Here is a 24407-nt window from a genome sequence, read left to right on the forward strand (position 1 = left end):
TTCGATGGAAACAGTCGAGGACGTCACGCGGATGCGTCTGGTGGGCGGCAACCTCGCCCTGGACTTCGTCAACACCCGCGTTGGTCCACCCGTCGGCGCACCGGACGACGACGTGCTCACGGGTTATCCCGAACTGGTCGCCTGGGGCGTGTACGCGGGTGCCCTCACCGAGGCGGAAGCGGCGGCGTTACGCCGGCTGTCTCGCGACGATCCGGGCGGCGCCGACGCCGCTTTCGCGCGATCACTGCGCACTCGCGACGATCTCGACGAGGTGTTCCGGGCGCTGGCCGCCCGGCGACGCCCGAGCGCGTCCGTACTGGCCCGGCTGCGAGACGACGAAGTGGACGCGCTCGGCCACGCACGGCTCGATCAAGGAAGCACGTTCGCGTGGACCTGGCGCGATGACCACACGCTTGCCCGGCCCCTATGGCCGGTGGTGCACGCGGCGGTCCAGCTCCTCACCACGGGCGCGCTGGACCGGATCAAGGGATGCGGAGGCTGTCGCTTCATCTTCAACGACGAGAGTAAGAACCGCAGTCGCCGCTGGTGCAGCATGGACGACTGCGGAACCGCCGAGAAGATCCGGCGTTACGTCACTGCACGACGCACGCGCGCGAGGCGGTGAGCGCCAGTTCGTCGCTGAGCGAGCTGTCGGGCGGCGGAGGCAGTAGCACCATGTGGAGTGCCGCACCGGCCGGGACAAGTAGACGGGAGAGCGTTCCGACTGGACCGCGCCGCCGGATCAGCGCGCCGGAGAACCCGAGCACAGGACCGAGCACCGGGCTGCCGATCAGCCAGTACCAGGTGCTCCACTGGTATCCGACCGCGTGCCTACGCACCGGCCCGGGCGGGGCTTGTCATGTCGGGGAGCGCCTCGACCAGAGGCAGTGGGTTGATGTAGTCGCGGTACGACAGGATCTGACCATTCCGGACCCGGAATACGGCGATGACCATCTGCTGGAACGGCGCGCCAGTCGTGACGACGGTTCCGTGCGCTTCGTACTCCACGATGATGACTTCCGGGTCGATGGTCTCGTGCACCACGACGTCGCGGTACTCGTCGAACCTGATGAACGCTCTGGCCGCCCCGGTCAGATGCCTGCGGATCTCCGTGTGGCCCTGCACCCGCGCGGGCACGCCCGGCGGCCGGAACGGCCACTCGAGGTACCCGTCGGGTGCCATCAACCCCAGGAACGTCTCGATATCCAGTTCGCGGCCCGCTCGGAGCATCCGCTCGACGATCTCCCGTGACGTGATGGTCATCGCCTCCCCTTTCATTGAACGCGCGTTGATTGAACGACCGTAGAACGAACGATCACGTCTGTCAACGACCGTAGAATGAGCAGGGTGACCGACCCGAACGCCAGACCGACCCGGGCCCAGCAACGGCGCCAGACCGAGGAGAGCATTCTCGCCGCGGCCCGCCAGATGTTCGCCGAACTCGGCTACGACCGCACCACGATCCGGGCCGTGGCCAAGGCGGCCGGTGTCGACGCCGGCCTCGTCATGCACTACTTCGGTACCAAGGACGAGCTCTTCGCGCGCGCGGCAAGCCTGCCCGCCGACGAGCTGCCCAGCGGTACCGCCGACCAGGTGGCCGAGGCGTTGCTCACCTCGCTGGCCAAGCGCCTGGACAGCGAGCCGGTGGCCTCGCTTGCCGTCCTGCGGTCCATGCTCACCAACACCGACGCCGCCAACCGGTACCGGGCCGCGGGCGAGCCCCAGCTCAGCCAGATCACCGCCGCGATCCCCACCGCCGACGCCGAACTGCGTGCCAGCCTGCTCAGCGCGATCGTCCACGGCGTGATCATCGAGCGCTACCTGCTTCGACTCGGCCGACTCGCCGACGCCTCGCCCGACCAGATCATCGACCTGCTTCGGCCGTGCTTCCGGACACTGGCCACGGCGCAAACACCGCCGTCGACCAACCAGCCAGCCGTCGACGGCTGAGCGTCCTGCCGGACATCCGACGATGGGCGCGACATCCGCACATTGCTACGCGGACGTGTGCGGCGCACTGTCCGAAGCGCCGCTCACTTCTTCCGGCGGCCTAACCGCTGCTCGAAGCCGTCCAGCATGGCTTGCAGGGTGAGTTCGTAGTGGGCGTCGGGGTCGTAGCCGCCGGCGATGGCCTTGGCCAGGTTGGGATAGCCCGCGATGAGCGCGACGGCCTTGTCCGGGTCGGTGGTCGGGCCCCCGACGGGCTGGCCGACCTCGACGAGGAGCTGCCCGATCGTGTACGAGCGCAGTGAACTGATCATGATGAGCAGGTCGTGCTCGGTGAATCCGGCGTCGCGCAGCAGCCCGATCGTGCGGTCGCCGAAAGCCATCAGCGATGGCGCGTACGTGGGCCGGGTCGCCAGGACCAGCAGCACGTTGGGATGCTGACGCAGCACGGTACGGAACTGGCGCATGAGGCTGGCAAGCTGCTCGCGCCAGGTGTCTTCCGGGTTCAGGGCGTCGAGGCCGACGGTGACTTCGCCGAGGACGGCCTCGACGACCCCGTCGAAGAGCGCGGACTTGTTGGGCAGGTGGTGGTAGAACGCCATCGGGTTGACGCCCAGCTCGGCGGCGAGTTTGCGCATCGAGAGCCCCTCGACGCCGTCGCGGTCGAGCACCGCCAGCGCCGTACGGATGATGTACTCGCGGGTGAGCGCCCGGCGAACGGGCCGGCCCTCGGCATCGGTACCGAGTGGATTCCCGCTGTTGGGGCGCCGTGTCATGCCGTCGAGATTAACGTCCCGCCACGCTCGCGGTGCGGTGGAGCGTGACGCGGAGCGCTTCGGTCCACGACCGTGGCAGGTCGAAGTACGACATGTGATGACCGGGAAAGACCACCAGTGGTACGTCGAGACGCTCGGCGAGAGTACCGGCGGGCTGGCCGTAGTACCTGTTGGTGGCCTGCGTGGTCATGCCGACCGCCGGGACGATGGGCATTTTGCCGGCCTTGAGCGCCACGAGATCGGGCACGTAGTGGACGAAGTCCTGCATCTCGTGTTCGACGAAGTAGGCCTGGCTCTCCGCCGTACGTGCGCTGAAGTCGGCCGGGATGCTGCCGTAGGCGGCGAAGGGGAGGCCCACCGGCACGGAGAACATGAACATGCCTGCCTCGGCGCCGAAGAGGCGCGACGTGCGACCGATGGCGTCGAAGAACGCGAGGGACCTGCGGTCCGGCCCGAAGGCGACCATCGGCGGTTCGTGCGCGATGACGGCGGTTACCGCCCGGGGGTGGCGGGCGGCCAGTTCGAGGGCGATGATCGCGCCCGCGCTGTTGCCGAAGATGGTGGCCGTATCGTGTCCGGTCGCCCGGAGCACGGCGAGCGCGTCGCGGGCCTGCTGGGAGATGTCGAAGTCGGTCACGTTGCGGGTACTGCGCGAGTGGCCCCGCCGGTCGTAGGTGATGACCTGGAACTCGTCGGCGAGTAGTGCCGCCGGATAGGTGTAGAAGGCCGCATCGCCCTGGGCCCCGCCGATCATCAGCAGGGGCGGGCCTGATCCCCGTACCTCGAAGTAGAGATCGTCGCCTTCGGTGCTGACCCTCCCCGTGCGGGCCGGGACGCGCTCGGCCCGGCTCCGGGCCTCGGCGACGTCGTTCGCGTCGTACCCGGTGACGGTGCTGGTGGTGATGGCGGCGACTGCGAGGGCCACTACCAGGACGAGTGCCATGCCGATTCCGACGGTGACCCGCGCGAGGCGTCCTCGCGGGCGGTCACGGCGGCGCAGCAGCACGATCACCGCGAGCAGCGCGGCGGCGGGGAGGAGCGGAGCGGCGAGCACGCCGGGCGTGATCCGCTCGTGCGGTACGACGGCGAGGTAGAGGTTCAGCACGGCGCAGAGGGCGGCGCTTCCCGCCGGCACGACCGGCCCTGCCCGGGATGGTCGCCAGGAGTCCCGCGTGCTGCCCAGCCGGGGCAGCGTCCAGACACAGACCGCCGCGGCGGGCAGCACCGTCAGCGCGACGTGCAGCCACCGCTTGTCGTGGTCGAGGAACCAGGCGAGATCGCCGAGCACCTCCACCAGGAACACGGCGTCGACCGCGAGCGCCACCGCACACAGCCATCGCGTCGGTCGGACACCGGCGATCAGCCAGAGCAGCGGCATGAGTAGCAGTGCGGGGCCGTCAAGTCCGTACATGGGCGGAGTCTCCAAGCCTTCACGTGGCGTAGGGCTACACCGTATAGTAGTGCTACGGCGTATAGGAAATAGAGCGAAGGGTCATCCCGTTCGCGAGTGCGTGAGTCCGACATGGACAGACGGGGGGTTGGTAGTCTGTCGACGACGTATGTGAGACTCGTCGCGTGACGTCGCCTCCACCGCCGGGTCTGCCTGGCTATCCTGGCGTGCCCCCACCGCGACCCGGCATGACCGTGCCGCCACCGGTGCCACCGAAAAGCAACGGGCCGCTCATCATCGGACTGGTCGGTGGACTCCTCGCCCTGTGCCTGGTCGGAGTCTGCGGGGTCGCGGTGGTGGGCGTGGCGATCAACAACAACAGGAAAGACGGAGGCCCGCAGGTCGCCGCCGGAAGCACCTACTCGCCGCCCGAGGTGGTTCCCACGACCACGCCACCACCGCCGCCACCGGCGCCGGCCCGGATCGGGCAGTGCATCGGCGTGGACACCGAGGGGAACTTTCTCGGGATCGGCAACTGCAATGGCACCAGCGGCACCTACCAGGTGGTGTCAGCCGATTATGACCAGCGCCCCTGCGCCGACGCCGGTGCCCCGTACATCACGGTAAACGGATATCGGCTCTGTCTGGAGCACCACCTGGTGCGCTATTTCTGTTACAAGTTCCCAAAGGACAAGGGCTGGGTCGTCCACGCGCCGAAGTGCAAGGCGAAGGGCACGGTTCATGTCATCGACATAGTCCCGGGCGCCTCCAACGGCAACCGATGCACGCGAGACCGCAAGTGGAACCGCTGGTACAAGTTCACGCATCCGACGGTCGTCTACTGCGTCATGCAGTATTGAGCCTGCCGGCTGGGGTGTCATCACGTCGCGCTGCCTCACGTCGGTACAGGTGTGCGGCCAGTGCCGTGATCCAGATCCACGGCGCCACGAGGAAGGCCGGGGCGGTGGGGTTGCCGCCGATGGCGAAGCCGACGGCGGTCAGGACCACGAAGACCATGGGGATGGCGGCCCCGTAGAACCAGGCCCCATCCAGGCGTTCCGCCGCGGCGAACCACGCCGCGATCATCAGGCTCGCCGCGATGAGGACGAGTGAGCCGGCCCCCCGTGAGGCGTTCTGGACGGCCCCCTGCCAGGTGGTCTGCACCATCTCCGGCGCGGTACCGGGCGGGAAGCCGGCCACCGGGTCCGCTGTGAACACCCCGCCGACGATGTAGGCCACCCCGTTCAGCCCGAGTAGCCGTGGCCCCCACACCGCACCCCGGCCCGTCCGCAACACCCGGCCCACACCGACCGCGAACAGCACCGTCAGCACCCCGACCAGCAGCATGTTCGACTTGTGGATCCAGCCGAGGTCACCGGTGGTCAGCACGTTGAAGCGGTGCACCCTCGGATCGAAGCCGTCGCGGCTCAGCGCCTGGGTCAGCGTCACCGCCACGTACACCGGACCGCCCACGACGCCGCATGCCAACAGCGCACGGGTCGTGCGTGCCGAACCCACCGGGGCCGGTGCCGGCCGTTCCACCACATTGTTCGCCATTGCGTCTCCTGCACGTCCGTCGCAAGCACAGATCGGACCGGCCCGAGGTGCTCTCATACGTCCCGCGGTCCGATTTGGATGTCACCCGATCATGTCGGCCGGGCCGTCGCTGGTCGTCCCGCAGCCGCAGACACTCTGCGCTGCCGCGCGTGGCTCACCCGGGCTGCCGCGGATGCCGCAGGTGCCGGAGATGTACCGCGTGCGCGGTAGTCGGCCGCTGTGCGTGAGCAGGAGTCGATGCCGCGCGTCGCCTGGGAGGCCCGTTCCGTGCGGCCTTGACGATCCTGACGTTACGGAAAAGTTTCGAGCCATTCAAGTTCATCCATATGATGCCATCCCTCATGCTGTCGCCCAATGGCCAGGCAGTAATGGCTCGCGGCAGCGCCGAAACCCCTCCGAAAGCGTCCGAAAGTTACGGACAATGATCGAGGAATGAGCGAGCGTGGTCGCGGTCACCACGCTGGTTCCGCCGGTTCGTGGCGCAGCCGGCTCGGCCACCACAGGTACCGTCCGACATCCAGGCTGAGCGCGGGAACCAGTACGGACCGCACGACGATGGTGTCCAGGAGAATGCCGAACGCCACCGCGAAGCCGAGCTGGACGATCATGGTCAACGGCAGTGTCGTGAGCACGGCGAAGGTGCCGGCGAGGACCAGACCGGCCGAGGTGATCACGGCTCCGGTCGTGGCGAGCCCCAGCACCGTCGCGGGTCGGGTGCCCAGTCGGGCGGCCTCCTCGCGTACCCGGGTCATCAGGAAGATGTTGTAGTCGACGCCGAGCGCGACGAGGAACACGAACAGGTAGAGCGGAAGCGAACTGTCCTCCCCGGTGAAGCCGAAGACGTGCCGGAACACCAGGACGCTCGCCCCGAGGGCGGCGCCGAAGGACAGCACCACCGTCCCGACGAGCAGCAGCGGAGCCACCAGGGACCGCAGCAGCAGTACCAGGATCGCGAACACCACCGCGAACACGATCGGGACGATAAGGTTCCGGTCGGCTCGCGCGGCGCGCTGGATGTCGAGCTGGACCGCGGTGTCGCCGCCGACCAGGGCGTCGGCCTGCGGTACGGCATGTACCGCCGCGCGTACCCGGTCCACGGTGTCGTACGCGGCCTGACTGTCAGCCGGATCGGTGAGGATCGCCTCCAGGTGTGCGCGGCCGCCGCGGATGGCGCCCGACGTCACCGAAGAGGCGTCGACGCCCCGGGTCCCGAGCACCGCCGCGCGTACCTCGTCGACGCGGTCGGCCCGGCTGACGACCACGATCGGGGTTCCGACACCGGCGGCGAAGTGCCGGGCCAGCACCTGGGCCCCGAGGACCGAGTCGTGGCTGCCCCGGAACGACTCCTGGTTGTTCAGCCCGGTCGCGTCGAGTTGGACGATGCCGAGCGCCATCGCGCCGAGCGCGAACGTGGTCGCCAGCCAGGTCAGGCGGGGCCGCCGGGCGATGTTCCGGCCGATCCGGGTCCACCTGCCGGCGGCGCCCGGCGCGGTCGATCCGTACCGGGGACGGGCCGGCCAGAAGACCCAGCGACCGGTAGTGACCAACAGTGCGGGAAACGCGGTCAGCATCACCACCAGCCCGGTCAGGACGCCGATGGCCAGCACCGGGCCGAGACCCCGGGTCGAGTTGAGGTCGGCCAGCAGCAGGCACAGCATCGCCGCTGCCGCCGTACCGGCGCTGGCGATGATCGCCGGAGCGGACCGCCGCAGCGCCACCGCCATCGCGTCGTGTCGATCCCGGTGCCGGTGCAGTTCCTCCCGGTACCGGGCGACGATCAGCAGCGCGTAGTCGGTGGCCGCGCCGAAGACGAGGATGGTCAGGATCGCGCTGCTGTCGGCGGTCACGGTCAACTGGGCGTACCGGGCGAGCAGGTACACGACCGCCTGCGCGGCGATCAGCGCCAGCCCGGCGGACAGCACCGGCAGCAGCCACAGCACCGGGCTGCGATAGGTGACCAGCAGGATCACGATCACGACGGCGACGGTGGCCAGCAGCAGCCGGGTGTCGATCCCACCGACCGCCGCACTCTGGTCGGCGAGCGATCCCGCCGGCCCCGCGACGTGCACCGTCATTCCGGCCGCGTCCGCCCGCGCGACCTGCCTTATCGTCGCGACGGCGGCGCCGACCCGCGCGAACGCGTCCGGGCCGAGGTCGAGGGGCAGCACGATCTGCGCGGCGGTGCCGTCGGCGCTCAGGGTCGGCCCGGCGACGCCACCACCGAGATCGGGACGCTGGCCGAAGACCCGCACGTCGGCCTCCAGCTTGGCCCGGTCGTCGGAGTCGAGTCCGCCGGGCCGCTCGTAGACCACGACCGCCGGCAGCGTGTCGGCCTCGGCGGCCGACGGCTGGAGCCGTACCACCCGGGTGGACTCGGCGTCCGCCGGCAGCGAGGCCGCCGCGTCGTCACGCTGCACCGACCCCAACCGGCCAGCCAGGCCCGCCGCCGCGACGGCGGCGACCAGCCAGAACCCCAACACCACCCACCTGGTACGCCGACCGGCGACCAGCCCGACGAAGGACCTTCGGCCGGAGTGGATGGTCGACGGCATCAGGCGGCTCCTCCGGCCCCGGCGCCGGCGCCGCCCCGGCGGGCGAGGGCCCGGTCGACGAGGGCCAGCAGCAGGACGAACGCGGCGAGCGCGGTGCCGGTTCGGACATAGTTCAGCAGCTCCCAGCGCCGCAGGATCTCCGCGTGGTCGGCCGGAACCGAGGTGGCCAGCCACATCTTGATCTGGCCGTTGATCGGAACGTTTCCGAACCGGGTGACCAGGAAGGTGGTCACCACCAGCGCGCTTGCGGTGCCGGCGAGCCGTCGTGGCGTGGAACGGAGCAGGATGGCGAGCACGAGTGTGCTGAGTACCGCCACCGCCATCGCCGACTGCATGACGGGACCGTTCATCCTCATCAGCGCCGCGTGGAATGTCAGCCGTACGTCGAGCGGTACGGCCCTGAACGCCTGCACGACGTTGACCGCGCCGTAGCAGAACGTTCCCGCCAGCAGGCCGGTGGAGAGCAACGCGAGCGTCCGGAGCGTGCGTATCCAGGCGCCTCTGCGGCCCTCCGCCGGGACTACCTCGGGTCCGGGTCCAGGTTCAGGTTCGACACGCGCACCGGGGCCACCGCCGGGGGCGGGCGTGCGGTCGACGGAGTTGCTCATGGGTTACCCGCTTTCACTGGGCTGACGGAACGGGGCCGGGGAACGAGGCCGATGCCCGAGCCGAGCGCCGTCCCCGCGATACCGACGTTGCGAGTAGTGACGATGCCGCCGCGCGGGGGTCGAGGTCGTCGGGCCAGGGACGACAATCGCGGCTGCCGACGGCGGCGTAGCCCGGGCCGTAGGTACGCCCCGGGCGGTAGCGGCGGACTACAACCTCCGCCCGACGCGGGATCCCCGATGATCGTCTACCGTTTCGACCATGCGCGACGATGGTTGGCGCGGAGGGTCGCGCGACTGGCTGGTGGCCTTCGGCGTCGCCGTACTGGTGCTGCTCGGCGCCGCGACCGCGCAGCCCGGCCGGATTCCGCTCGACGCGGCCGGCTGTCTGCTGCTGGTGCTCTCGGCGACGGCGTTGGCGGTACGTCGGCGGACGCCCAGACTCGTCCTCGGGATCACCACGGTCTGCCTGCTGGTCTATCAGGCGCGCGGCTATCCCGGAGTCGTCCCCGCGGTGCCGACGATGTTCGCCCTGTACGCCACGGTGCAGGCCGGGCACCGTCGGCTCGCCGGCACCGCCATCGGGGCCATCCTGGTCGGAGGCTTCACCGCCGAAGTCGTCCTCTCCAGCGGCGGTCAGGCGGCCCCCGACGCCTTCCAGCGGTGGTTCCTGCTCATCGGCTGGATGGTCGCCGCCAGCGTGGCCGCCGAGGTGGCCCGGCAGCGGCAGGCGTATCTGGAACAGGTGGAACAGCGCGCGGCCGATGCCGAACGGACCCGGGAGGAGACCGCCCGACGCCGGGCCGACGAGGAACGGCTGCGGATCGCCCGGGAACTGCACGACTCGCTCACGCACAGCATCTCGATCATCAAGGTGCAGGCCGGTGTCGCCGTACACCTGGCCCGCAAGCGCGACGAGCCGGTCCCCGAGGCGCTGCTCGCCATCCAGCAGGCCAGCGGCGAGGCGACCCGGGAACTACGGGCGACCCTGGAGGTGTTGCGCAGCGACGGCGACCAACCCGGCAGCGGGCTGGACCGGTTGGCGAACCTTGTCGAGGGCGCCCGGAAGGCCGGCCTCCCGGTGGTGGTGAAGGTCGGTGGCGACCAGCGTCCGCTGCCCGCCCCGGTCGACCGTGCCGCCTACCGGATCATCCAGGAGGCGCTCACCAACGTCACCCGGCACGCCGGGGCGGCGACCGTGGCGGTCGAACTCGACTACCGCGACGACGCCCTGGCGGTACGGGTCGACGACGACGGACGCGGCACCGTCGCCGACGGCGGTGGCGCGTCCGTCGTGCCGGGGGTGGGGCTGGTCGGGATGCGGGAACGGGTGACCGCCCTCGGCGGATCGCTGCACGTCGGCCCGCGAGACGGTGGGGGCTTCGGGGTCCGGGCCGAACTGCCGCTCGGGGTGGACTCGTGATCAGGGTGCTGCTCGCCGACGACCAGGCACTGATCCGCGCCGGGTTCCGCGCGTTGTTGAACGCCGAGGACGACATCGAGGTGGTGGCCGAGGCGGCGAACGGCAGCCAGGCGGTCGCGCTCGCCGTGACGCACCTGCCAGACGTGGCACTGATCGACATCCAGATGCCCGTTCTCGACGGCATCCAGGCGACCCGGCAGATCGCCGCCGACCCGCGCCTGTCCGGGGTGCACGTGGTGATGCTGACCAACTACGGCCTCGACGAGTACGTCTACACGGCGCTACGGGCCGGAGCCGGCGGGTTCCTCGTCAAGGACACCGAGCCGGAGGACCTGCTGCACGGCGTACGGGTCGCCGCCCGGGGAGATGCGCTGCTCTCACCCACCATCACCCGCCGGCTGATCGACGAGTACGTCTCCCGTCCGCCGCAGCGCGACCTCTCGACGGCACTGGAGATCCTGACCAACCGGGAACGCGAGGTGGTGGCGCTGGCCGCCCGTGGCCTGTCCAACGACGAGATCGCCGCGCAGATGGTGATCAGCCTGGCGACCGCGAAGACACACATCAGCCGGGCGATGACCAAACTCCACGCCCGCGACCGCGCCCAACTTGTCGTGCTCGCCTACGAGTCCGGCCTCGTCACCCCGACGAACCCGCACCAGGCGCCGTAGGACCGGTTATCGGGCTTCGCCGGGCTGTTCCGCCGGGCGTCGAGGGTTCACAACGAGGGCAGGCCCAGACGCTCCAGCGTGCCGCGTAGCCGGTGCCGTCCCGCCATCGACTCCGGACCCCTGAGCCGGTCAAGCACCCGGCCGCTCCAGTTGCTCCGCAGCCCGAACCGGGTGTTGTAGGCGGCGAGCCGTCCGTCGTACGTGCTGATGTGCGCGTCGGCGGCGTCGGCGTCATACCGCTCGCGGTGCAGCACCGCGCCCTGCGGCAGGCGTGGCTTGATCCCGGCGTGCTCGGTCGGATCCGGGGTGCCGACGGCCAGGCCGAAGGTCGCCACCGTGTGTGGCGGCAGTCCCAGCTCGGCCGCGACCTGCTCGGGATGGTTGCGGAACGCGCCGACGAACACCGAGCCCAGGCCGAGCGACGCTGCGGCCAGCACGGCGTTCTGGGCAGCCAGCGCGGTGTCGACGAAGCCGATGATGGTGCTCTCCAGGTAGTCCGCGGCGGCGACCTCCCGGCCGGCCCGTCGGGCCAGCCGGCGGGCCCGACCGAGGTCGGCCACCCAGACCAGCAGCAGGGGCGCCTGCCTGATGAATGCCTGGTCGCCGGCGAGCGTGGCCAGCCGCGCCTTGCGCTGAGGGTCGCGTACCGCCACCACGCTCCACGCCTGGAGGTTGGAGGAGGTCGGCGCGGACTGCGCCGCCGCGACCAGCGCGGTCAGCTCGTCGTCGGTCACCTCGCGGGGGCCGAACTTGCGCACCGAACGATGCGCGAGTTGCAGGCTGAGTACGTCGTTGAGCACGGCGAGAGTCGCGTCGGGGTCGCCGTAGCGGGCGGCAACGGACATCAGGCCACCGTACCGTCCGGCACCGGCCGGCCCGGTCACGGCTTCCACCCGGTCCCGTGTACGCCGTGCTCGTCGATCATCGCCAGCTCCTCCGGCAGCAGCGGCGGGAAGTCGAGCGCCCTGACGTTGTGGTCCAGTTGCCGCGTCGAGCTAGCGCCGATGAGCGCCGAGGTCACCTGCGGTTGCCGCAACACCCACTGCAACGCCAACTGGGCCAGCGACTGGCCGCGCTCCTCGGCGATCCGGTTGAGCGCGGCGGCCCGCAGTCGATAGGTGTCGTCGATGACGTCGGGTGAGAGGAACTGGCTGTTCCGCGCCCGGGCGTCAGCCGGGATGCCGTCGAGGTACTTGTCCGTCAGCAGGCCCTGCGCCAGCGGCGAGTAGACGACCAGGCCGAAGCCGTCCTCGGCGGCCAGCTTGAGCAGTCCGTCCTGCTCCGGGCGACGGTCGAAGATCGAGTACCTCGGCTGGTGCACCAACAGCGGCACCCCCGCCCCGCGCAGCAGCTCGGCCGCGTCGCGCGTCTGCTCCGGGCTGTAGTTGGAGACGCCGACGTAGAGCGCCTTGCCCTGTTGCACGGCACTGACCAGGGCACCGACGGTCTCCTCCAGCGGCGTCGTCGGATCGGGGCGGTGGCTGTAGAAGATGTCGACGTAATCGGTGCCCAGGTCGCGCAGGCTGTGCTCCAGCGAGGTGAGCAGCGACTTGCGCGAGCCGCCCCGCAGGTAGGGGCTGGGGCCGATCGGGTTGCCGGCCTTGGTCGACAAGATCAGCTCGTCCCGGTACGGCGCCAGGTCCTTCGCCAGCACCCTGCCGAAGAGCTGCTGCGCGGCACGGTGCGGCGGGCCGTACCGGTCGGCGTTGTCGAAGTGGCTGATGCCCAGGTCGAAGGCGTGCAGCACGATCTCGCGCTGGACCTCGTACGAGTAGTCGGCGCCGAACTTCTGCCAGAGGCCGAAGGAGAGCGCCGGCAGGTCGAGGCCGGATTTCCCGGCGCGTCGGTACGCCAACCTCTCGTACCGGTCCTCGGCCGCCGCATGGACTTTCTCGAAAGCGCCGTAGCTCATGGGTGGTAACTCTCCCAGGCGTTGGGGGACGACGTCGGGGGGCCCGGTCCTCCGTGTGAAGGCGATCTCGCGCTTGTGGCGGAGGAGCGGACCGATCATAATCTCTACTATACCGATAGGCTTCATAGGTTACCGCTGTGATCCGAACCACGGATCTCGATCCGGCGTGGCCGCCTGGCAACGACAGCCGGCGCGTGCCCTGCACGCCGAGGGAACAAGGAGGGTCCGTCAATGAGTTCCGAGTACCTCTGGTACATCCCGAACCAGGTCCAGCCCGGTCACCGCGGCGACGCCGTCGTCGTGGACCACAACAGCCTGGAGACGCTCACCGACCACGCCAGGGCCCTGGAGGAGCACGGCTGGGGTGGTGCGCTGCTCGGCACCGGTTGGGGGCGGCCCGACACCCTCACCGTGGCCACCGCCCTCGCCGCGCGGACCACGACCTTCCAGCCGTTGATCGCGATCCGGCCCGGCTACTGGCATCCGGCCAACTTCGCCTCCGCCGCCGCGACCCTGGACCACCTCAGTCGCGGACGGGTGCTGGTCAACATCGTCTCGGGGCGGGACAACCTGGCGGCGTACGGCGACAGCGAGGGCGACCAGGCGCACCGTTACGCCCGTACCAGGGAGTTCCTCCAGATCGTGCGCAGGCTGTGGACGCAGGAGAACGTCACCTACCACGGCGAGCACTTCCGGGTCACCGACTCCACAGTGGCGCAACGGACGGTCGTCCTGGGCGACCGCCGGCATCCCCGGCTCTACTTCGGTGGTGCCTCGGACGCCGCCGAGCGGGTGGCGGCCACCGAGGCCGACGTACAGCTCTTCTGGGGCGAACCGCTGGACGGTGTCCGCGAGCGGATCGAACGGCTCAGGAAACTCGGCGATGAGCTCGGACGCGAGCACGCCCCGCTGGAGTTCGGGTTGCGGGTCACCACCCTGGTCCGGGACACCACGGAACAGGCCTGGGCCGACGCCGAGGCCAAGGTCGCCGAGATGGCGAAGGGCAGGGCCGGCAGCATCCCGCCGGATCCGCTCCGCCGGGCCGCCGTCGGTCAGCAGCGGCTGCTCGACCTGGCCGCCCGAGGTGAGGTGCTCGACGACAACCTCTACACCACCCCGGGCAGGTTCGGCGGGGGCGGCGCCGGCACCACCTGGCTGGTCGGCTCGGCCCAGGACGTGGCGAGGTCGCTGCGCCGGTACCAGGACCTGGGCATCACCCACTTCGTCCTCTCCGACACCCCGTACCTGCCGGAGATCAGGCGCCAGGGCGACCAGCTGCTTCCACTGCTGCGCGGATAGCGCCAGGCCCGGCAGGGACTTTCGTCCCCCCAGCTTCGATCCGCGAGCCGACGACCTGTCCCCCGCGCGAGCTACCCGCGAGTGTCCACCGTGCGGTGACGATTCCTGGCCGGCGACTCCATAGCGTTCGACGCAGTCGCGGCGCTCCGGCCGCGGGTACCTCGTGGAGGAGCCTCATGCGTCTGTTGAAGCAGCTCGTCGCCGTTGCCGCGGTTGCCTTCGTCGGCGGCCAGGCCGTCGTCGCGGTACAGGGGAACGCCTGGCTCGCTCTGGCTCTTGGCATCGTGACGGCCGTGCTCGCGATCGGTGTCTACGCGTCGGTGGTGCGGCGTACCGAACGCCGCGCGCCCACGGAGGTGGCCCGGACCGGTGCCGTCGGCCGGGTCACCCGGGGGATGCTGATCGGGGCAGGGATGTTCGCGGCCGTCATCGTCAACATCGCCTTCCTCGGTGGCTACCACGTCGACGGACTGGGCTCGGTGACGGGCGCGGTGGCGCTGCTCGGGTTCATGGCCGCCGCCGCCGTGACCGAGGAACTGCTCTTCCGCGGCGTCCTGTTCCGCGTCGTCGAAGAACGCACCGGCACCTGGATCGCGCTGCTGCTCAGCGGCGTGGTGTTCGGCCTGGTGCACCTCCTCAATCCGGACGCCAGCCTGTGGGGCGCGATCGCCATCGCGATCGAGGCAGGTTTCATGCTCGCCGCCTGTTATGCAGCGACCCGCAACCTGTGGGTGCCGATCGGACTGCACTTCGGCTGGAACTTCGCCGCGGGCGGCATCTTCAGCGTCGTGGTCTCCGGTAACGGCGAGTCGAAGGGTCTGCTGGACGCCACGATGTCGGGCCGACCCTGCTGACCGGCGGTGACTTCGGCCCGGAGGGAAGCCTGTACACCGTGGCGGCGGGCGTGGTGCTGACCCTGGTGTTCATGTGGCTGGCCCGGCGTCGCGGTCACATCGTCCCGCGTCGCCGCCGCGCGACCGGGGCCCGGACGACCGCTACAGTCTCCCCGTGATCGATCGCCGGAGGTTCCCGGACCGGTGGCGGCAATGGGACGTCACGGTCCGGGATCTCCCGTTCGCGCTGCTACTCGCCCTCGCGTCGGTGGTGCCGGCGCTGCACAACATCGGAACGCGGATCGGCGACCTGCCGCCCCGTCCCTTCGACGCCCTGACCGTCGTGGCGGTCGCTCTGGAGTGCCTCCCGCTCGCCGTGCGCCGGCGCTGGCCCGCTCTCTGCCTCGCGCTGGTGTCGCTCGGCTTCGCGATCGACCAGCTCCGCGGCTACCACACGGTCGCGGGCACCGCACTACCCATCGCGCTGCTGAGCGCGGCGGCCCATCTGGAACATCACCGGCGCACCACCGTGGTCCTGGCCTCCGCCGCGTACGTGCCACTGGCTGTCGCGCTCGACCGGCACGGCTCGACCGAAGACGTGGCCGGGTTCGTGACGTTCTACCTGGCGTTGGCCCTCGCGTGGGCCATCGGGGCCTGGCTGCGGCTGTCCCGGGTCGCCGAGGCGGAACGTCGCCGCGAGGTCGCCGAGACCACCCGCACCGCCGAACGCACCCGCATCGCCCGCGAACTCCACGACGTCGTGACGCACCATGTGACGGCGATGGTGGTGCAGGCCGAGGCGGCACGTTACCTGACCGCCGCCCCCGAGCGCCTCGACCAGACCCTGACCGCCATCACCGACACCGGCCGGCGGGCCATCACAGACCTGCGGCACCTGCTCGATCTGCTCAACCCCGACCACGGCACCGAACCGCGCACGCCGTCCGTCGGCGAGTTCCACGCCCTCGTGGAGCAGACCCGGCGGGCCGGGCAGCCGGTGGAATTCACCGAGGATGGCAGGCCGGGGCAGGTGACCGGCAGCGCCGAGGTCGCGGCCTATCGAGTCGTGCAGGAGGCGCTGACGAACGCCCTCAAGCACGCCCACGGCCGCCGCACCACCGTCCACGTGCACCACGGTGAAAGAGAGACCACTGTGGAGGTCAGCACCGACGGCTCGGGATCGCCTGTCGCGTCCCCGGGCGGCAGCGGGCGCGGCCTCGCAGGGCTCCGCGAACGGGTCGGGACGCTCGGCGGCGAGTTCAGCGCGGGCCGGCGGGCGGGTGGCGGCTTCGTGGTGCAGGCCCGCATTCCTACCGGGAGCCCGTCGTGACCGCGCCGGTTCGCGTCCTGGTCTGCGACGACCAGGCGCTGATCCGCACCGGCTTCACGACGATCATCGGCGCACAGCCCGACCTGGAGGTGGTGGGGGAGTGCGGCGACGGGCGCGCCGCGGTGGACCTCGCCGGCCGGCTGCACCCGGACGTGGTCGTGATGGACGTACGGATGCCGGTGCTCGACGGCATCGGGGCGACTCGCCTGCTGGCCGGCGTCGGGGTGGCGCATCCCGTCAAGGTGCTCGTCGTGACGACCTTCAACCTGGACGAGTACGTGTACGAGGCGCTGCGCGCGGGTGCGAGCGGGTTCCTGCTCAAGGACGCCCCGCCGGCACAGTTGCTGCACGGCATCCGCACCGTCGCGACCGGTGCCGCGCTGTTGGCACCGGAGGTGACCCGGCAACTCGTGGGCAGGTACGCGGCGCGGATCCGTCCCGCCGAGGGCACGCCGGCCGACGTCGTGCTGACCCCGCGCGAACTGGAGGTGTTGCGCCTCATCGCCAATGGCCTGTCCAACAGCGAGATCGCCGCGACGCTCGTGATCAGCCAGGAGACCGTCAAGACGTACGTGTCCCGCATCCTCACCAAGCTCGACCTTCGGGACCGCGTACAGGCGGTCGTCTACGCCTACCGCACAGGGCTGGTGGTGTGAGACCTCCTCGTGCCGGTGCGCGAGCTGACGGCGCTGATTGGGGCGTCGCCGAGGACCTCAGGTAGGTGGCTTGGACGGTGCGACGTTGCGGAACCGCTCGTGCGCCGACTGCCGGCTGATGCCGAGCGCCTTGCCGATCTCGGCCCAGGAGAGCCCGGCCTCCCGGGCCGCCGTCACGGCCCGTTCGATCAGCGGCCGTTGCCAGCGTTCCACCTCGGCGAGGACCCCGAGCGCCTGCAACGGCCAGGTAGTGGCCAGCTCGGCGACGTTGTCCCGAAGAGTGTCGGAGCGGACCAGCAGCCAGCCGGGCGGAGTGGCGGCCAGGATCGGCCTGATGTGTCCGCCCCACTCGGAGGTGGCCATCCAGCGCCCCTCTTCGGCGGCCGGATAGTCGCTGGTTCCGGCCCAACCGCAACTACACCGGGCCCGGTAGGCGGCGGTGCCGGCCGGTGCTGCGGCGTCGGTACTCAGCGTCCCGTCTGGCAACCGGAACGCGATGAGGTTCGCGTGCCCCGGAACCATTTCCTCCGCCATCCCGCAAGCATATGTTCGTCAGGGTTCCCTGACTGAGCATGTCAGCATATCCTGACGTGCATGCCTGGGCTGATCGTCGTCCGGGCCCGACGCTCCAGGGGGAGAAGCGCATGTCCGTGGTCAGTGGCGCCGTCGCGGCGGGTTACGAGCCGGTTCGGGAGGCGTTCCTGGCGAACTTCGAGACGCGGTCCGAGATCGGCGCGGCCGTCAGCGTCTACCGGCACGGCCGGGAGGTGGTTCGGCTCTGGGGCGGGGTCGCCGATCCCACCACCGGTCGCGCCTGGCGGGAGGACACCCTCCAACTGGTCTACTCGACCACCAAGAGCGTGCCGGCGGCCTGCGCGCACCTGCTGGCCCAGCGCGGGCAGCTCGACCTGGACGCACCGGTCGCCGAGTACTGGCCGGAGTTCGCGGCGGCCGGCAAGGGCGACATCCCGGTCCGCTGGCTCCTGTCCCACCAGGCAGGGCTGCCGGTACTCGACCGTCCGGTGCCGCTGGAGCAGGCGTTGACCTGGGAACCGGTCGTCGCCGCGCTGGCCGCACAGGCACCCGCCTGGGAGCCGGGTACCGCGCACGGCTACCACGGGGTCACCTACGGCTGGCTGGTCGGCGAGGTGGTACGCCGCGTCTCCGGTCGCAGCCTCGGCACGTACTTCGCCGATGAGATCGCCAAACCACTCGGCCTGGACTTCTGGATCGGCCTGCCCCCCGCCGAGACACACCGGGTCGCCCGGATCGTCGAGCAGCCGGTCACCCCGCCCACCTCCACCGTGGCGGTGCCGGAAGCGCTGCGGGAGGCGCTCGCCGCGTACAGCGATCCGACGTCGCTGGCGGTCCGGTCGACGATGGTGACCGACCCGCCGCTCGGCCTGCTCACCGATCCACGTACCTGGACGGCGGAGATCCCCGCGGGCAACGGCATCTGCACCGCCTCGTCACTGGCCCGCTTCTACGCCGGGCTGATCGGGGAGGTCGACGGCGTCCGGATCCTCGATGCGACCACGCTCGCCGCCGCCACCCGCGAGCAGGTCAGCGGAATCGACCGGGTGCTGATGGTGCCGACCCGGCCGGCGCTCGGTTTCGGCCTGCCGCTGCCGGAGCAGCCGTGGTCGTCGCCCACCGCCTTCGGCTTTCCCGGCCTCGGCGGCTCGCTCGGCTACGCCGATCCGGCCAGCGGCATCGCCTTCGGGTACGTGATGAACGGACTCCGCATCACGCTGGGCCCAGACCCCCGCACGGCCGCCATGATCGAGGCAATCCGCGGGGTCGTGTCCCACCAACCGGCCTGACCCCTGCCGACAGCACCCTCATCGGACCCGGGTCCGTTCATCCGGGGTTCGGCAGTGACTCCTGCGGCCAGTTGAGTACCTTGGCGCCGAGCACCGCCGCCTGCAGAGTGAAACGGTGGGCGGGGTCGGCCGGGTCATAACCGGTCAACGTCTTGACCCGGTCCAGGCGGTAGGTGACGGTGCGTACCGACACGTGCAGCCGTTTCGCCGATTCGGTGGCCACTGCGCCGGTGGCGAAGTAGGCGTCCAGCGTGTCGAGCAGCGGTGTGGCGCCGCCCCGGGCCTGCGTGAGTGGGCTGAGTACGGCTTGGACCAGGTCGACGATGGCGGGTTGGTCGCGCAGCAGGACCCGGTAGATGAGCAGGTCGTGGGCGTTGATGACGGGGGTGTCCGCGTGGAGCCGGCCGGCCATGGCGAGTGCCTCGCGGGCCTCCTCGTAGGACCGGGCGATGCCGTACAGGCCGGGGTGGGCCCGGCCGACGGCGACCCGCCACGGTCGTCCGCGAGGCAGCCGACTGAGCTCGCGGTGCATGAGCCGGCCGAGTTCGTTGCTCGCGTCCATCGCGGACGACAACCGGCCCGCCGCTGCGGGGTCGGCCGGCGCCAGGACCACGAGCAGGCCGTCCTTGGTCGCGACGAGAACGTCCCGATCGCCGAGCCGGTCGAACACGACCGCCTCCAGGGCGCTGATCGCCGCGTCGGCGTCCGGTAGCCGCCGGCTCGGTGCGGCCAGCGCCACCTGGTGGACCCGGGCGAGGTCCAGCCCGAACGGTTCCGCGCGTTCCACCAGGGTGCCCAGGTCGGAATCGCCGCGCAGCAGATCGTCGATCAGTTCCCGGCGCAGTGCCTCCTCCCGCCGCACCAGGTCACGGCGTGCCACCGCATAACCCTCGGCGAGGGTCGCGACCGCGTCGTCGACGACCTGCAGCACGGCCGTGGCGGCCGCGCGTACCGCCTCCCGGTCGCGGGAACGCACCACGACCGGCAGGTCCTGCCACAGCCGCCGCGCCGCGGACAGGTACAGCTGTACCACTCGTCCTGCGGAGATGCCCTGCTCGGCGGCGCGCCGGCCGAGCAGACCGACCGCGTCGAGTTCGCCGCGCTTGGCCTGCCGTCCGTAGGCCGCCGCATCTGCGAGCAGCGGCAGATAGTCGCCGAGCAACTCCACCGGGACCCCGCCCGCGTCGCGGCTGGCGCCTTCGGCGACATCGACCAACCAGCCGTCCTCCGGCCCAGGTGCCGACGCCCGCCGCCCGCCGCGTCGCCGAGCGCTGTCAGTCACCTCTGCCTCGCCTCCCGAGCCACTGGTGCCACGGCACCCCGTTCTGGTGCCCGGCGCCGATCATCGCATTCACCCAGGCCCGATACCTGTCATCTGCGGCGGCGCCGACGGACCCGCCTGCGTGGACGTGGCCCGTGACACCTGGGCCACGCGGGGTGGCCGCCCCCGCGCCCACCACCCCGGACAACGCGGTCACGGCGCCTGGTCGGCGTGGACGATCATCACCGGGCAGTCGGCGTGGTGGAGTAGCTGCTGGCTGACCGAGCCGAGAAGGCTGCCGGCCAGCGCACCGTGGCCGCGGTTGCCGACGATGAGCAGAGTGGCATCCCTGGATACGTCGACCAGGGTTTTCGCCGGGCTCCCTGGCTCGGTGAGCGTCTTCACCGGCACCGTAGGGTATTTCTCGCGCCATGGCGTCACTGCCGCGTCGAGGTCGCTGGCCGCGTCTCGCCAGGCGGCGTCCCGGTCACAAGGCAGCGGCGGTACGTCCATTCCGTACGGTGGCGGCGGGTAGCTGAGGACGGCGAGGAGCCCGCAGCCGCGCCGCTGCGCCTCGTCGAATCCGAGCGCCAGGGCGCGCTGTGCCGAGGCCGAGCCGTCGGCACCCACCGCGATCGGACCGGATCCGGCGTCGGCCCGACCGCGGACGACGACGACGGGGCCGGTCGCGTGGGTGGCGACGTGCTGGCTCACGGAGCCGAGCACGAGGCTGGCGAACCCTCCACGTCCGCGGTTGCCCACGACGAGCATGGCCGCGGTTCGACCGGCCTCCAGCAGGGCTTGGGCCGGGTCGCCGATCACCGCGGTGCCGGTGACCTCGATGCCCGGCTGCTGCGCCCGCGTCTCGGCGGCGGTCGTAGCGGCCAGCTGCTCGAACCGTTGCGCAACGAGCTCCGGCAGTTCACCGACACCGTGGAGCGCTTCTGACGGCCCGTTCCACGGGTACGCGGTGAGGATCTTCAGTGGGGCGGCGTGGATTCGCGCCTCGGCGGCGGCCCACCGGACTGTCCTCCTGCTCTGTTCGGAGCCGTCGATGCCGACGACGATGGTGATGCGTCCCATTCTTGCCTCCACACATCGGGAGTGCGCGGAACCCCGGGTGCTCGGTGGACCCAGCGTGTCCTGGATGGCGGCTCCAGCGCGGCGACGGTGCTCGCCCCGCGCCGGCCGGGTCAGCCGGTCTGCTGACGTTGGCACGGAACGCAGAACCGGGCGTGCGGCAGGATCTCCAGCCGTTCCAGCGGGATATCGGCAGTGCAGCGTTCGCACGTCCCGTAGCTGCCCTCGGCCATGCGGCGCAGCGCCCGAGCACTGTCGGCCAGCGCCTGGCGGGCCGATCCGATCAGCGCGGTCAGCGTGTCGCGGTCGTAGCCGCCGCGGCCCGGCTGCCGGCTGCACGCGGTGAGTTCGGTGAGCTGCTCGGTGTATAGCTTGAACTGCTCCTCCAGGCTGGAGCGGAGCAGGTCGATCGGATCCTGCACGGTACTGGTCACCTCACTGGTCCTTTCCACGGTTCGAGCACAAGGTCGGATGACAACCACGCCGGGCGGCAGGCTGTTTCGGGTGCGGTGGTGCCACGGGGCGGGGGAGCGGACTACGGGATGTGCGAGCGTGCGAGGGCGGGTTGCCGGCTCAGTGCTTCACTGGCACTGGGCCCGGCGCGTACGCCGAGCGCGACACCGCGTCACCTGGACTGGCCGCTGGGTCGATCGCCGCCCTGCGTTCGTGCCGGCCGGGACCGACGCGTACCGGATATCCGGCCGAATGAGACCGCATCCCAGCGGCGCAAACGCCCGGCACCGGGGTCAGCATGTGACTCGTCACCGTTCGCCTCCTCGCTCGCTCCGGTACAGCCCGTGGGGCCTAGCCTGCGCCGCGCACGAAGGGACGGCACGGGATGTCACCGGCCAACAACCATGGGGTTTGCTTGCCGGCCGTCGGCAATCGATGGACCTTCGACACCGACCAACATCGTGGAGGACCGGTCGACGGAAGGGCGGGTACGGCTCCGCAGGAGCTACGACGGCCCTTCGCCTGCCGACGAAGCTTTCAACAATCTGTTGACAAACAAGTTGTTGAAAGACACGCTGGGCGCGTGCGTGAGGGATGGGACGACCAGTCCGCCGGGGACGCTGAGCGGTGGGCGCGGGACCGGTTGACCGCCCGCGGCGGCAAGGACCTGCCGCGGTTGCCCTGGCTGGCCGGCGGCCAGCCACACGACGCGGTCACGCTGATCCGTCAGGCCTTGTGGCGGGCCAATACCGACCGGGGCGCGCTGGAACTGCCCGACGACCTGCTGGCCGCGATCGCGCTGCTGACCGCCGCACGCGCCGAGGTGGACCAGCTCGAGGCGGGTCTGCTGTTCGTCGCCCGAGCCGAGGGGTTGACCTGGGCCCAAGTCGCCCGACCGCTGGGCCTGCGGACCGCTCAGGCGGCGCAGCAGCGGCACGAGCGAGTGCTGGCCCGGCTCGACGGGGAAGCCGGTTCATGAGCGTCGTCCCACTCGTCGACGCGGGTCCCGCGTGCGGCCGCAAGGCCCACGGGCTCGCCTCGCTGCTGCGAGCCGGCCTTCCTGTCCCGGACGGGTTCGTCGTCACCGACCCGGCCGTCGACCCGTACGTGGTTGCGGAGCACCTGGGCCGGCTGTGCGGCCGGGCGGTCGCGGTCCGGTCGTCGGGGTTGGCGGAAGACTCGGCGACTGCCTCCTTCGCCGGGCAGCTGGATACCGTCCTCGGCGCCCGTGGCGTCGACGAGGTCCTGGCCGCGATCCGGCGCTGCGCCGCCTCGCCGCACACGGACCGGGTGCGCACCTACCGGGCGCACCTCGACCTCGACGATGACGGCGCGGACGAGCCCGCCGCGCCCGTGCTCGTGCAGCAGCTGATCGAGGCCGACCACGCGGGCGTGCTGTTCACCCGCGACCCCCGGACCGGCGCCGACGCGGTGGTGATCAACGCGTCCTGGGGCCTCGGGGAGTCCGTCGTCTCCGGCGCCGTGGTCCCCGACGAGGTCGTCGCGACCGCGCAGGCGGACACCGTCCGGGTCACCATCGGGGCCAAACAGACCCGGCTCGACCTGCGCGAGCACGGCCTGGTGCGTTCGCCCGTACCCGAATCCGACAGGGCCCGCAGCTGCGTGACGGTCGACGAGGTAGCCCGGCTCGTCGCGCTCGGCCGGCGGTGTGAGGATCTCCTCGGCCGGGCCCAGGACGTCGAGTGGGCGGTTGGCGACGACCGGATCTGGCTGCTGCAGGCACGCCCGATCACCGCCCTCGGCGCCCCGGCCACCCCCGGCGGCGGCCCGGGGTCGGCTCGCCCGCTGGCCACCGGTGTGCCCAGCAGTCCCGGCCGAGTGCGGGGACCGGCACGCCTCGTGCGTTCGGTCGATGACTTCTCCCGCGTCCGGCGCGGGGACATCCTGGTGTGCCGAACCACCGACCCGGCCTGGACGCCGCTGTTCCGCCTCGCCGCGGCCGTCGTCACCGAGACCGGCGGCGTACTCAGCCACGCAGCCATCGTCGCGCGGGAGTTCGGCATCCCCGCCGTCGTCGGCGCCGACGAGGCGATGACCAGCCTGACCGACGGCGCCCCCGTCACCGTCGACGGCACCGTCGGCACCATCACCTGCGGATGTGGCTGATGGCCCATCCGTCTCCCATCGACCTGCTGGTGCTCCACGCGGTACGGCTCAAAGGATTCGCCGATACTGCCGCCGTCGCCTCCCGGTTCGGCCTCGACACCGACCAGACCCGGGAGGAACTCCTCGACGCCCAGGCGCACGGCTGGGTCAGCAGATCCTCCTTTGCCGACCTGGCTGGGTGGTCACTCACCGGGACCGGGTACCGGCACAACGAGGCCCAGCTCCGCGACGAGCTCAACCGCGCCGGCGCCCACGGGACCGTCGCCGCCGTCCACGAACAGTTCCTGCCGCTCAACGTCCGAGCAACCCAGGTCTTCACCGCCTGGCAGTTGGACCCCGGCAGTTCCACGGACGCCTTCCGGCAGCTCGCCGACCTCGCCAGCGAGTTGCGCGACCTCGAACGGCCTCTTGCCGCACCCCTGGGCCGATTCGCCGGCTACCACGACCGGTTCACCGCCGCGCTGGCCCAGGCCGACCATGATCCGGCGTGGATCACCGGAATCGAGGTCGACTCCTGTCACCGGGTCTGGTTCGAACTCCACGAGGACCTGATCGCCACGCTCGGCATCACCCGGTAACCGCGCCGTAGAGGCCGACACAAGGGTGGTGCGCCGTCGGCCATGACCGGCCGTCTTCGCGGCTCCTGCGTACCATGTCCCCGGTGTCCGAATCCCGGTCATGATCGAGTTGGTGCGGTGGAATGTTGGCGGGG

The 24407-nt window shown here is 70.9% G+C and carries 25 protein-coding genes and 1 pseudogene; 13 read left to right on the forward strand and 13 right to left on the reverse strand.

Going from position 1 to position 24407, the window contains the following annotated elements; translation table 11 throughout:
* Positions 1 to 4: 4 nt before the first annotated feature.
* Complete coding sequence (locus tag ACFP2T_RS46915) at positions 5 to 625, forward strand: CGNR zinc finger domain-containing protein (RefSeq protein WP_377434287.1); 621 nt, start codon at positions 5 to 7, stop codon at positions 623 to 625.
* Here the strand turns inward: ACFP2T_RS46915 and ACFP2T_RS46920 are convergent.
* Positions 594 to 839 carry a hypothetical protein gene (locus ACFP2T_RS46920; protein WP_377434290.1) on the reverse strand — a complete coding sequence of 82 codons (246 nt, stop codon included), beginning with the start codon at positions 837 to 839 and terminating at the stop codon, positions 594 to 596. The genes ACFP2T_RS46915 and ACFP2T_RS46920 overlap by 32 nt on opposite strands.
* Entirely contained in the window at positions 832 to 1263 is a 432-nt protein-coding gene (locus ACFP2T_RS46925) for a nuclear transport factor 2 family protein (RefSeq protein ID WP_377434293.1), read from the reverse strand. The genes ACFP2T_RS46920 and ACFP2T_RS46925 overlap by 8 nt, the downstream gene beginning before the upstream one ends.
* Before the next feature lie 84 nt (positions 1264 to 1347).
* Here ACFP2T_RS46925 and ACFP2T_RS46930 point away from each other — a divergent pair, with 84 nt between their 5' ends.
* Positions 1348 to 1950: a TetR/AcrR family transcriptional regulator gene (locus ACFP2T_RS46930; RefSeq protein ID WP_377434295.1), complete on the forward strand. Its 603-nt coding sequence runs from the start codon at positions 1348 to 1350 to the stop codon at positions 1948 to 1950.
* 83 nt (positions 1951 to 2033) lie between these two features.
* On the opposite strand, the gene ACFP2T_RS46935 is transcribed toward ACFP2T_RS46930, so the two are convergent.
* Positions 2034 to 2723, reverse strand: coding sequence for a TetR/AcrR family transcriptional regulator (locus tag ACFP2T_RS46935; protein ID WP_377434298.1), 690 nt, complete (start codon positions 2721 to 2723; stop codon positions 2034 to 2036).
* Positions 2724 to 2733: 10 nt separating this feature from the next.
* A complete protein-coding gene (locus ACFP2T_RS46940; protein WP_377434301.1) occupies positions 2734 to 4134 on the reverse strand; it encodes an alpha/beta fold hydrolase in 1401 nt (466 codons plus the stop codon).
* Between the two features lie 206 nt (positions 4135 to 4340).
* Between ACFP2T_RS46940 and ACFP2T_RS46945 the strand changes: the two genes are divergently transcribed.
* Entirely contained in the window at positions 4341 to 4973 is a 633-nt protein-coding gene (locus tag ACFP2T_RS46945) for a hypothetical protein (protein ID WP_377434303.1), read from the forward strand.
* Here the strand turns inward: ACFP2T_RS46945 and ACFP2T_RS46950 are convergent.
* The 3 genes from ACFP2T_RS46950 to ACFP2T_RS46960 form a co-directional block, all read right to left on the reverse strand.
* Positions 4960 to 5670 carry a DUF998 domain-containing protein gene (locus ACFP2T_RS46950; RefSeq protein WP_377434305.1) on the reverse strand — a complete coding sequence of 237 codons (711 nt, stop codon included), beginning with the start codon at positions 5668 to 5670 and terminating at the stop codon, positions 4960 to 4962. The genes ACFP2T_RS46945 and ACFP2T_RS46950 overlap by 14 nt on opposite strands.
* Positions 5671 to 6122: 452 nt before the next feature.
* Positions 6123 to 8222 (reverse strand): MMPL family transporter, encoded by a 2100-nt coding sequence (locus ACFP2T_RS46955; protein ID WP_377434307.1) that lies wholly within the window; start codon positions 8220 to 8222, stop codon positions 6123 to 6125.
* A complete protein-coding gene (locus ACFP2T_RS46960; protein WP_377434309.1) occupies positions 8222 to 8689 on the reverse strand; it encodes an anthrone oxygenase family protein in 468 nt (155 codons plus the stop codon). The genes ACFP2T_RS46955 and ACFP2T_RS46960 overlap by 1 nt, the downstream gene beginning before the upstream one ends.
* A 400-nt stretch (positions 8690 to 9089) precedes the next feature.
* Between ACFP2T_RS46960 and ACFP2T_RS46965 the strand changes: the two genes are divergently transcribed.
* Both ACFP2T_RS46965 and ACFP2T_RS46970 read left to right on the forward strand, forming a co-directional pair.
* Positions 9090 to 10250 carry a sensor histidine kinase gene (locus tag ACFP2T_RS46965; protein WP_377434312.1) on the forward strand — a complete coding sequence of 387 codons (1161 nt, stop codon included), beginning with the start codon at positions 9090 to 9092 and terminating at the stop codon, positions 10248 to 10250.
* Positions 10247 to 10921, forward strand: coding sequence for a response regulator (locus ACFP2T_RS46970; protein WP_377434315.1), 675 nt, complete (start codon positions 10247 to 10249; stop codon positions 10919 to 10921). Before ACFP2T_RS46965 ends, ACFP2T_RS46970 begins: the two co-directional genes overlap by 4 nt.
* 47 nt (positions 10922 to 10968) lie before the next feature.
* On the opposite strand, the gene ACFP2T_RS46975 is transcribed toward ACFP2T_RS46970, so the two are convergent.
* Both ACFP2T_RS46975 and ACFP2T_RS46980 read right to left on the reverse strand, forming a co-directional pair.
* Positions 10969 to 11766, reverse strand: coding sequence for an NADPH-dependent oxidoreductase (locus ACFP2T_RS46975; protein ID WP_377434317.1), 798 nt, complete (start codon positions 11764 to 11766; stop codon positions 10969 to 10971).
* Between the two features lie 35 nt (positions 11767 to 11801).
* Entirely contained in the window at positions 11802 to 12833 is a 1032-nt protein-coding gene (locus tag ACFP2T_RS46980) for an aldo/keto reductase (RefSeq protein WP_377434318.1), read from the reverse strand.
* A 231-nt stretch (positions 12834 to 13064) separates the two neighbouring features.
* Here ACFP2T_RS46980 and ACFP2T_RS46985 point away from each other — a divergent pair, with 231 nt between their 5' ends.
* The 4 genes and pseudogenes from ACFP2T_RS46985 (at position 13065) to ACFP2T_RS47000 (ending at position 16951) form a co-directional block, all read left to right on the forward strand.
* Positions 13065 to 14132 carry an LLM class flavin-dependent oxidoreductase gene (locus tag ACFP2T_RS46985; RefSeq protein WP_377434321.1) on the forward strand — a complete coding sequence of 356 codons (1068 nt, stop codon included), beginning with the start codon at positions 13065 to 13067 and terminating at the stop codon, positions 14130 to 14132.
* A gap of 176 nt (positions 14133 to 14308) precedes the next feature.
* Positions 14309 to 15144 (forward strand): annotated as a pseudogene (locus tag ACFP2T_RS46990) (lysostaphin resistance A-like protein).
* Positions 15141 to 16295 (forward strand): sensor histidine kinase, encoded by a 1155-nt coding sequence (locus tag ACFP2T_RS46995; RefSeq protein ID WP_377434324.1) that lies wholly within the window; start codon positions 15141 to 15143, stop codon positions 16293 to 16295. Before ACFP2T_RS46990 ends, ACFP2T_RS46995 begins: the two are co-directional and overlap by 4 nt.
* Positions 16292 to 16951, forward strand: a complete 660-nt coding sequence (locus tag ACFP2T_RS47000) for a response regulator (RefSeq protein WP_377434326.1) — start codon at positions 16292 to 16294, stop codon at positions 16949 to 16951. The genes ACFP2T_RS46995 and ACFP2T_RS47000 overlap by 4 nt, the downstream gene beginning before the upstream one ends.
* Before the next feature lie 57 nt (positions 16952 to 17008).
* Here ACFP2T_RS47000 and ACFP2T_RS47005 read toward each other — a convergent pair whose 3' ends face one another.
* The gene (locus tag ACFP2T_RS47005) at positions 17009 to 17485 is read right to left on the reverse strand and encodes a hypothetical protein (RefSeq protein WP_377434329.1); all 477 of its coding nucleotides are present in this window, start codon (positions 17483 to 17485) and stop codon (positions 17009 to 17011) included.
* 110 nt (positions 17486 to 17595) lie between these two features.
* Between ACFP2T_RS47005 and ACFP2T_RS47010 the strand changes: the two genes are divergently transcribed.
* The gene (locus ACFP2T_RS47010; RefSeq protein ID WP_377434331.1) at positions 17596 to 18774 is read left to right on the forward strand and encodes a serine hydrolase domain-containing protein; all 1179 of its coding nucleotides are present in this window, start codon (positions 17596 to 17598) and stop codon (positions 18772 to 18774) included.
* A 37-nt stretch (positions 18775 to 18811) separates the two neighbouring features.
* Here the strand turns inward: ACFP2T_RS47010 and ACFP2T_RS47015 are convergent, their stop codons facing one another.
* The 3 genes from ACFP2T_RS47015 to ACFP2T_RS47025 form a co-directional block, all read right to left on the reverse strand.
* Complete coding sequence (locus ACFP2T_RS47015; RefSeq protein ID WP_377434333.1) at positions 18812 to 20056, reverse strand: PucR family transcriptional regulator; 1245 nt, start codon at positions 20054 to 20056, stop codon at positions 18812 to 18814.
* A gap of 192 nt (positions 20057 to 20248) precedes the next feature.
* Entirely contained in the window at positions 20249 to 21118 is an 870-nt protein-coding gene (locus ACFP2T_RS47020; protein ID WP_377434335.1) for a universal stress protein, read from the reverse strand.
* Between the two features lie 110 nt (positions 21119 to 21228).
* On the reverse strand, positions 21229 to 21549 hold the full coding sequence (locus ACFP2T_RS47025) for a TraR/DksA family transcriptional regulator (RefSeq protein WP_377434338.1): 321 nt from the start codon (positions 21547 to 21549) through the stop codon (positions 21229 to 21231).
* Between the two features lie 602 nt (positions 21550 to 22151).
* Between ACFP2T_RS47025 and ACFP2T_RS47030 the strand changes: the two genes are divergently transcribed.
* Genes ACFP2T_RS47030 through ACFP2T_RS47040 form a run of 3 tightly spaced genes read left to right on the forward strand, consistent with a single transcriptional unit; the run spans position 22152 to position 24273 of the window.
* The gene (locus ACFP2T_RS47030; protein ID WP_377434340.1) at positions 22152 to 22547 is read left to right on the forward strand and encodes a DNA-binding protein; all 396 of its coding nucleotides are present in this window, start codon (positions 22152 to 22154) and stop codon (positions 22545 to 22547) included.
* Positions 22544 to 23695 (forward strand): PEP/pyruvate-binding domain-containing protein, encoded by a 1152-nt coding sequence (locus ACFP2T_RS47035; protein ID WP_377434342.1) that lies wholly within the window; start codon positions 22544 to 22546, stop codon positions 23693 to 23695. Before ACFP2T_RS47030 ends, ACFP2T_RS47035 begins: the two co-directional genes overlap by 4 nt.
* Positions 23695 to 24273, forward strand: a complete 579-nt coding sequence (locus tag ACFP2T_RS47040; protein ID WP_377434343.1) for a transcriptional regulator — start codon at positions 23695 to 23697, stop codon at positions 24271 to 24273. Before ACFP2T_RS47035 ends, ACFP2T_RS47040 begins: the two co-directional genes overlap by 1 nt.
* Positions 24274 to 24407 lie beyond the last annotated feature (134 nt).

Source organism: Plantactinospora solaniradicis (assembly GCF_042658085.1).
GTDB classification, from domain to species: domain Bacteria; phylum Actinomycetota; class Actinomycetes; order Mycobacteriales; family Micromonosporaceae; genus Plantactinospora; species Plantactinospora solaniradicis.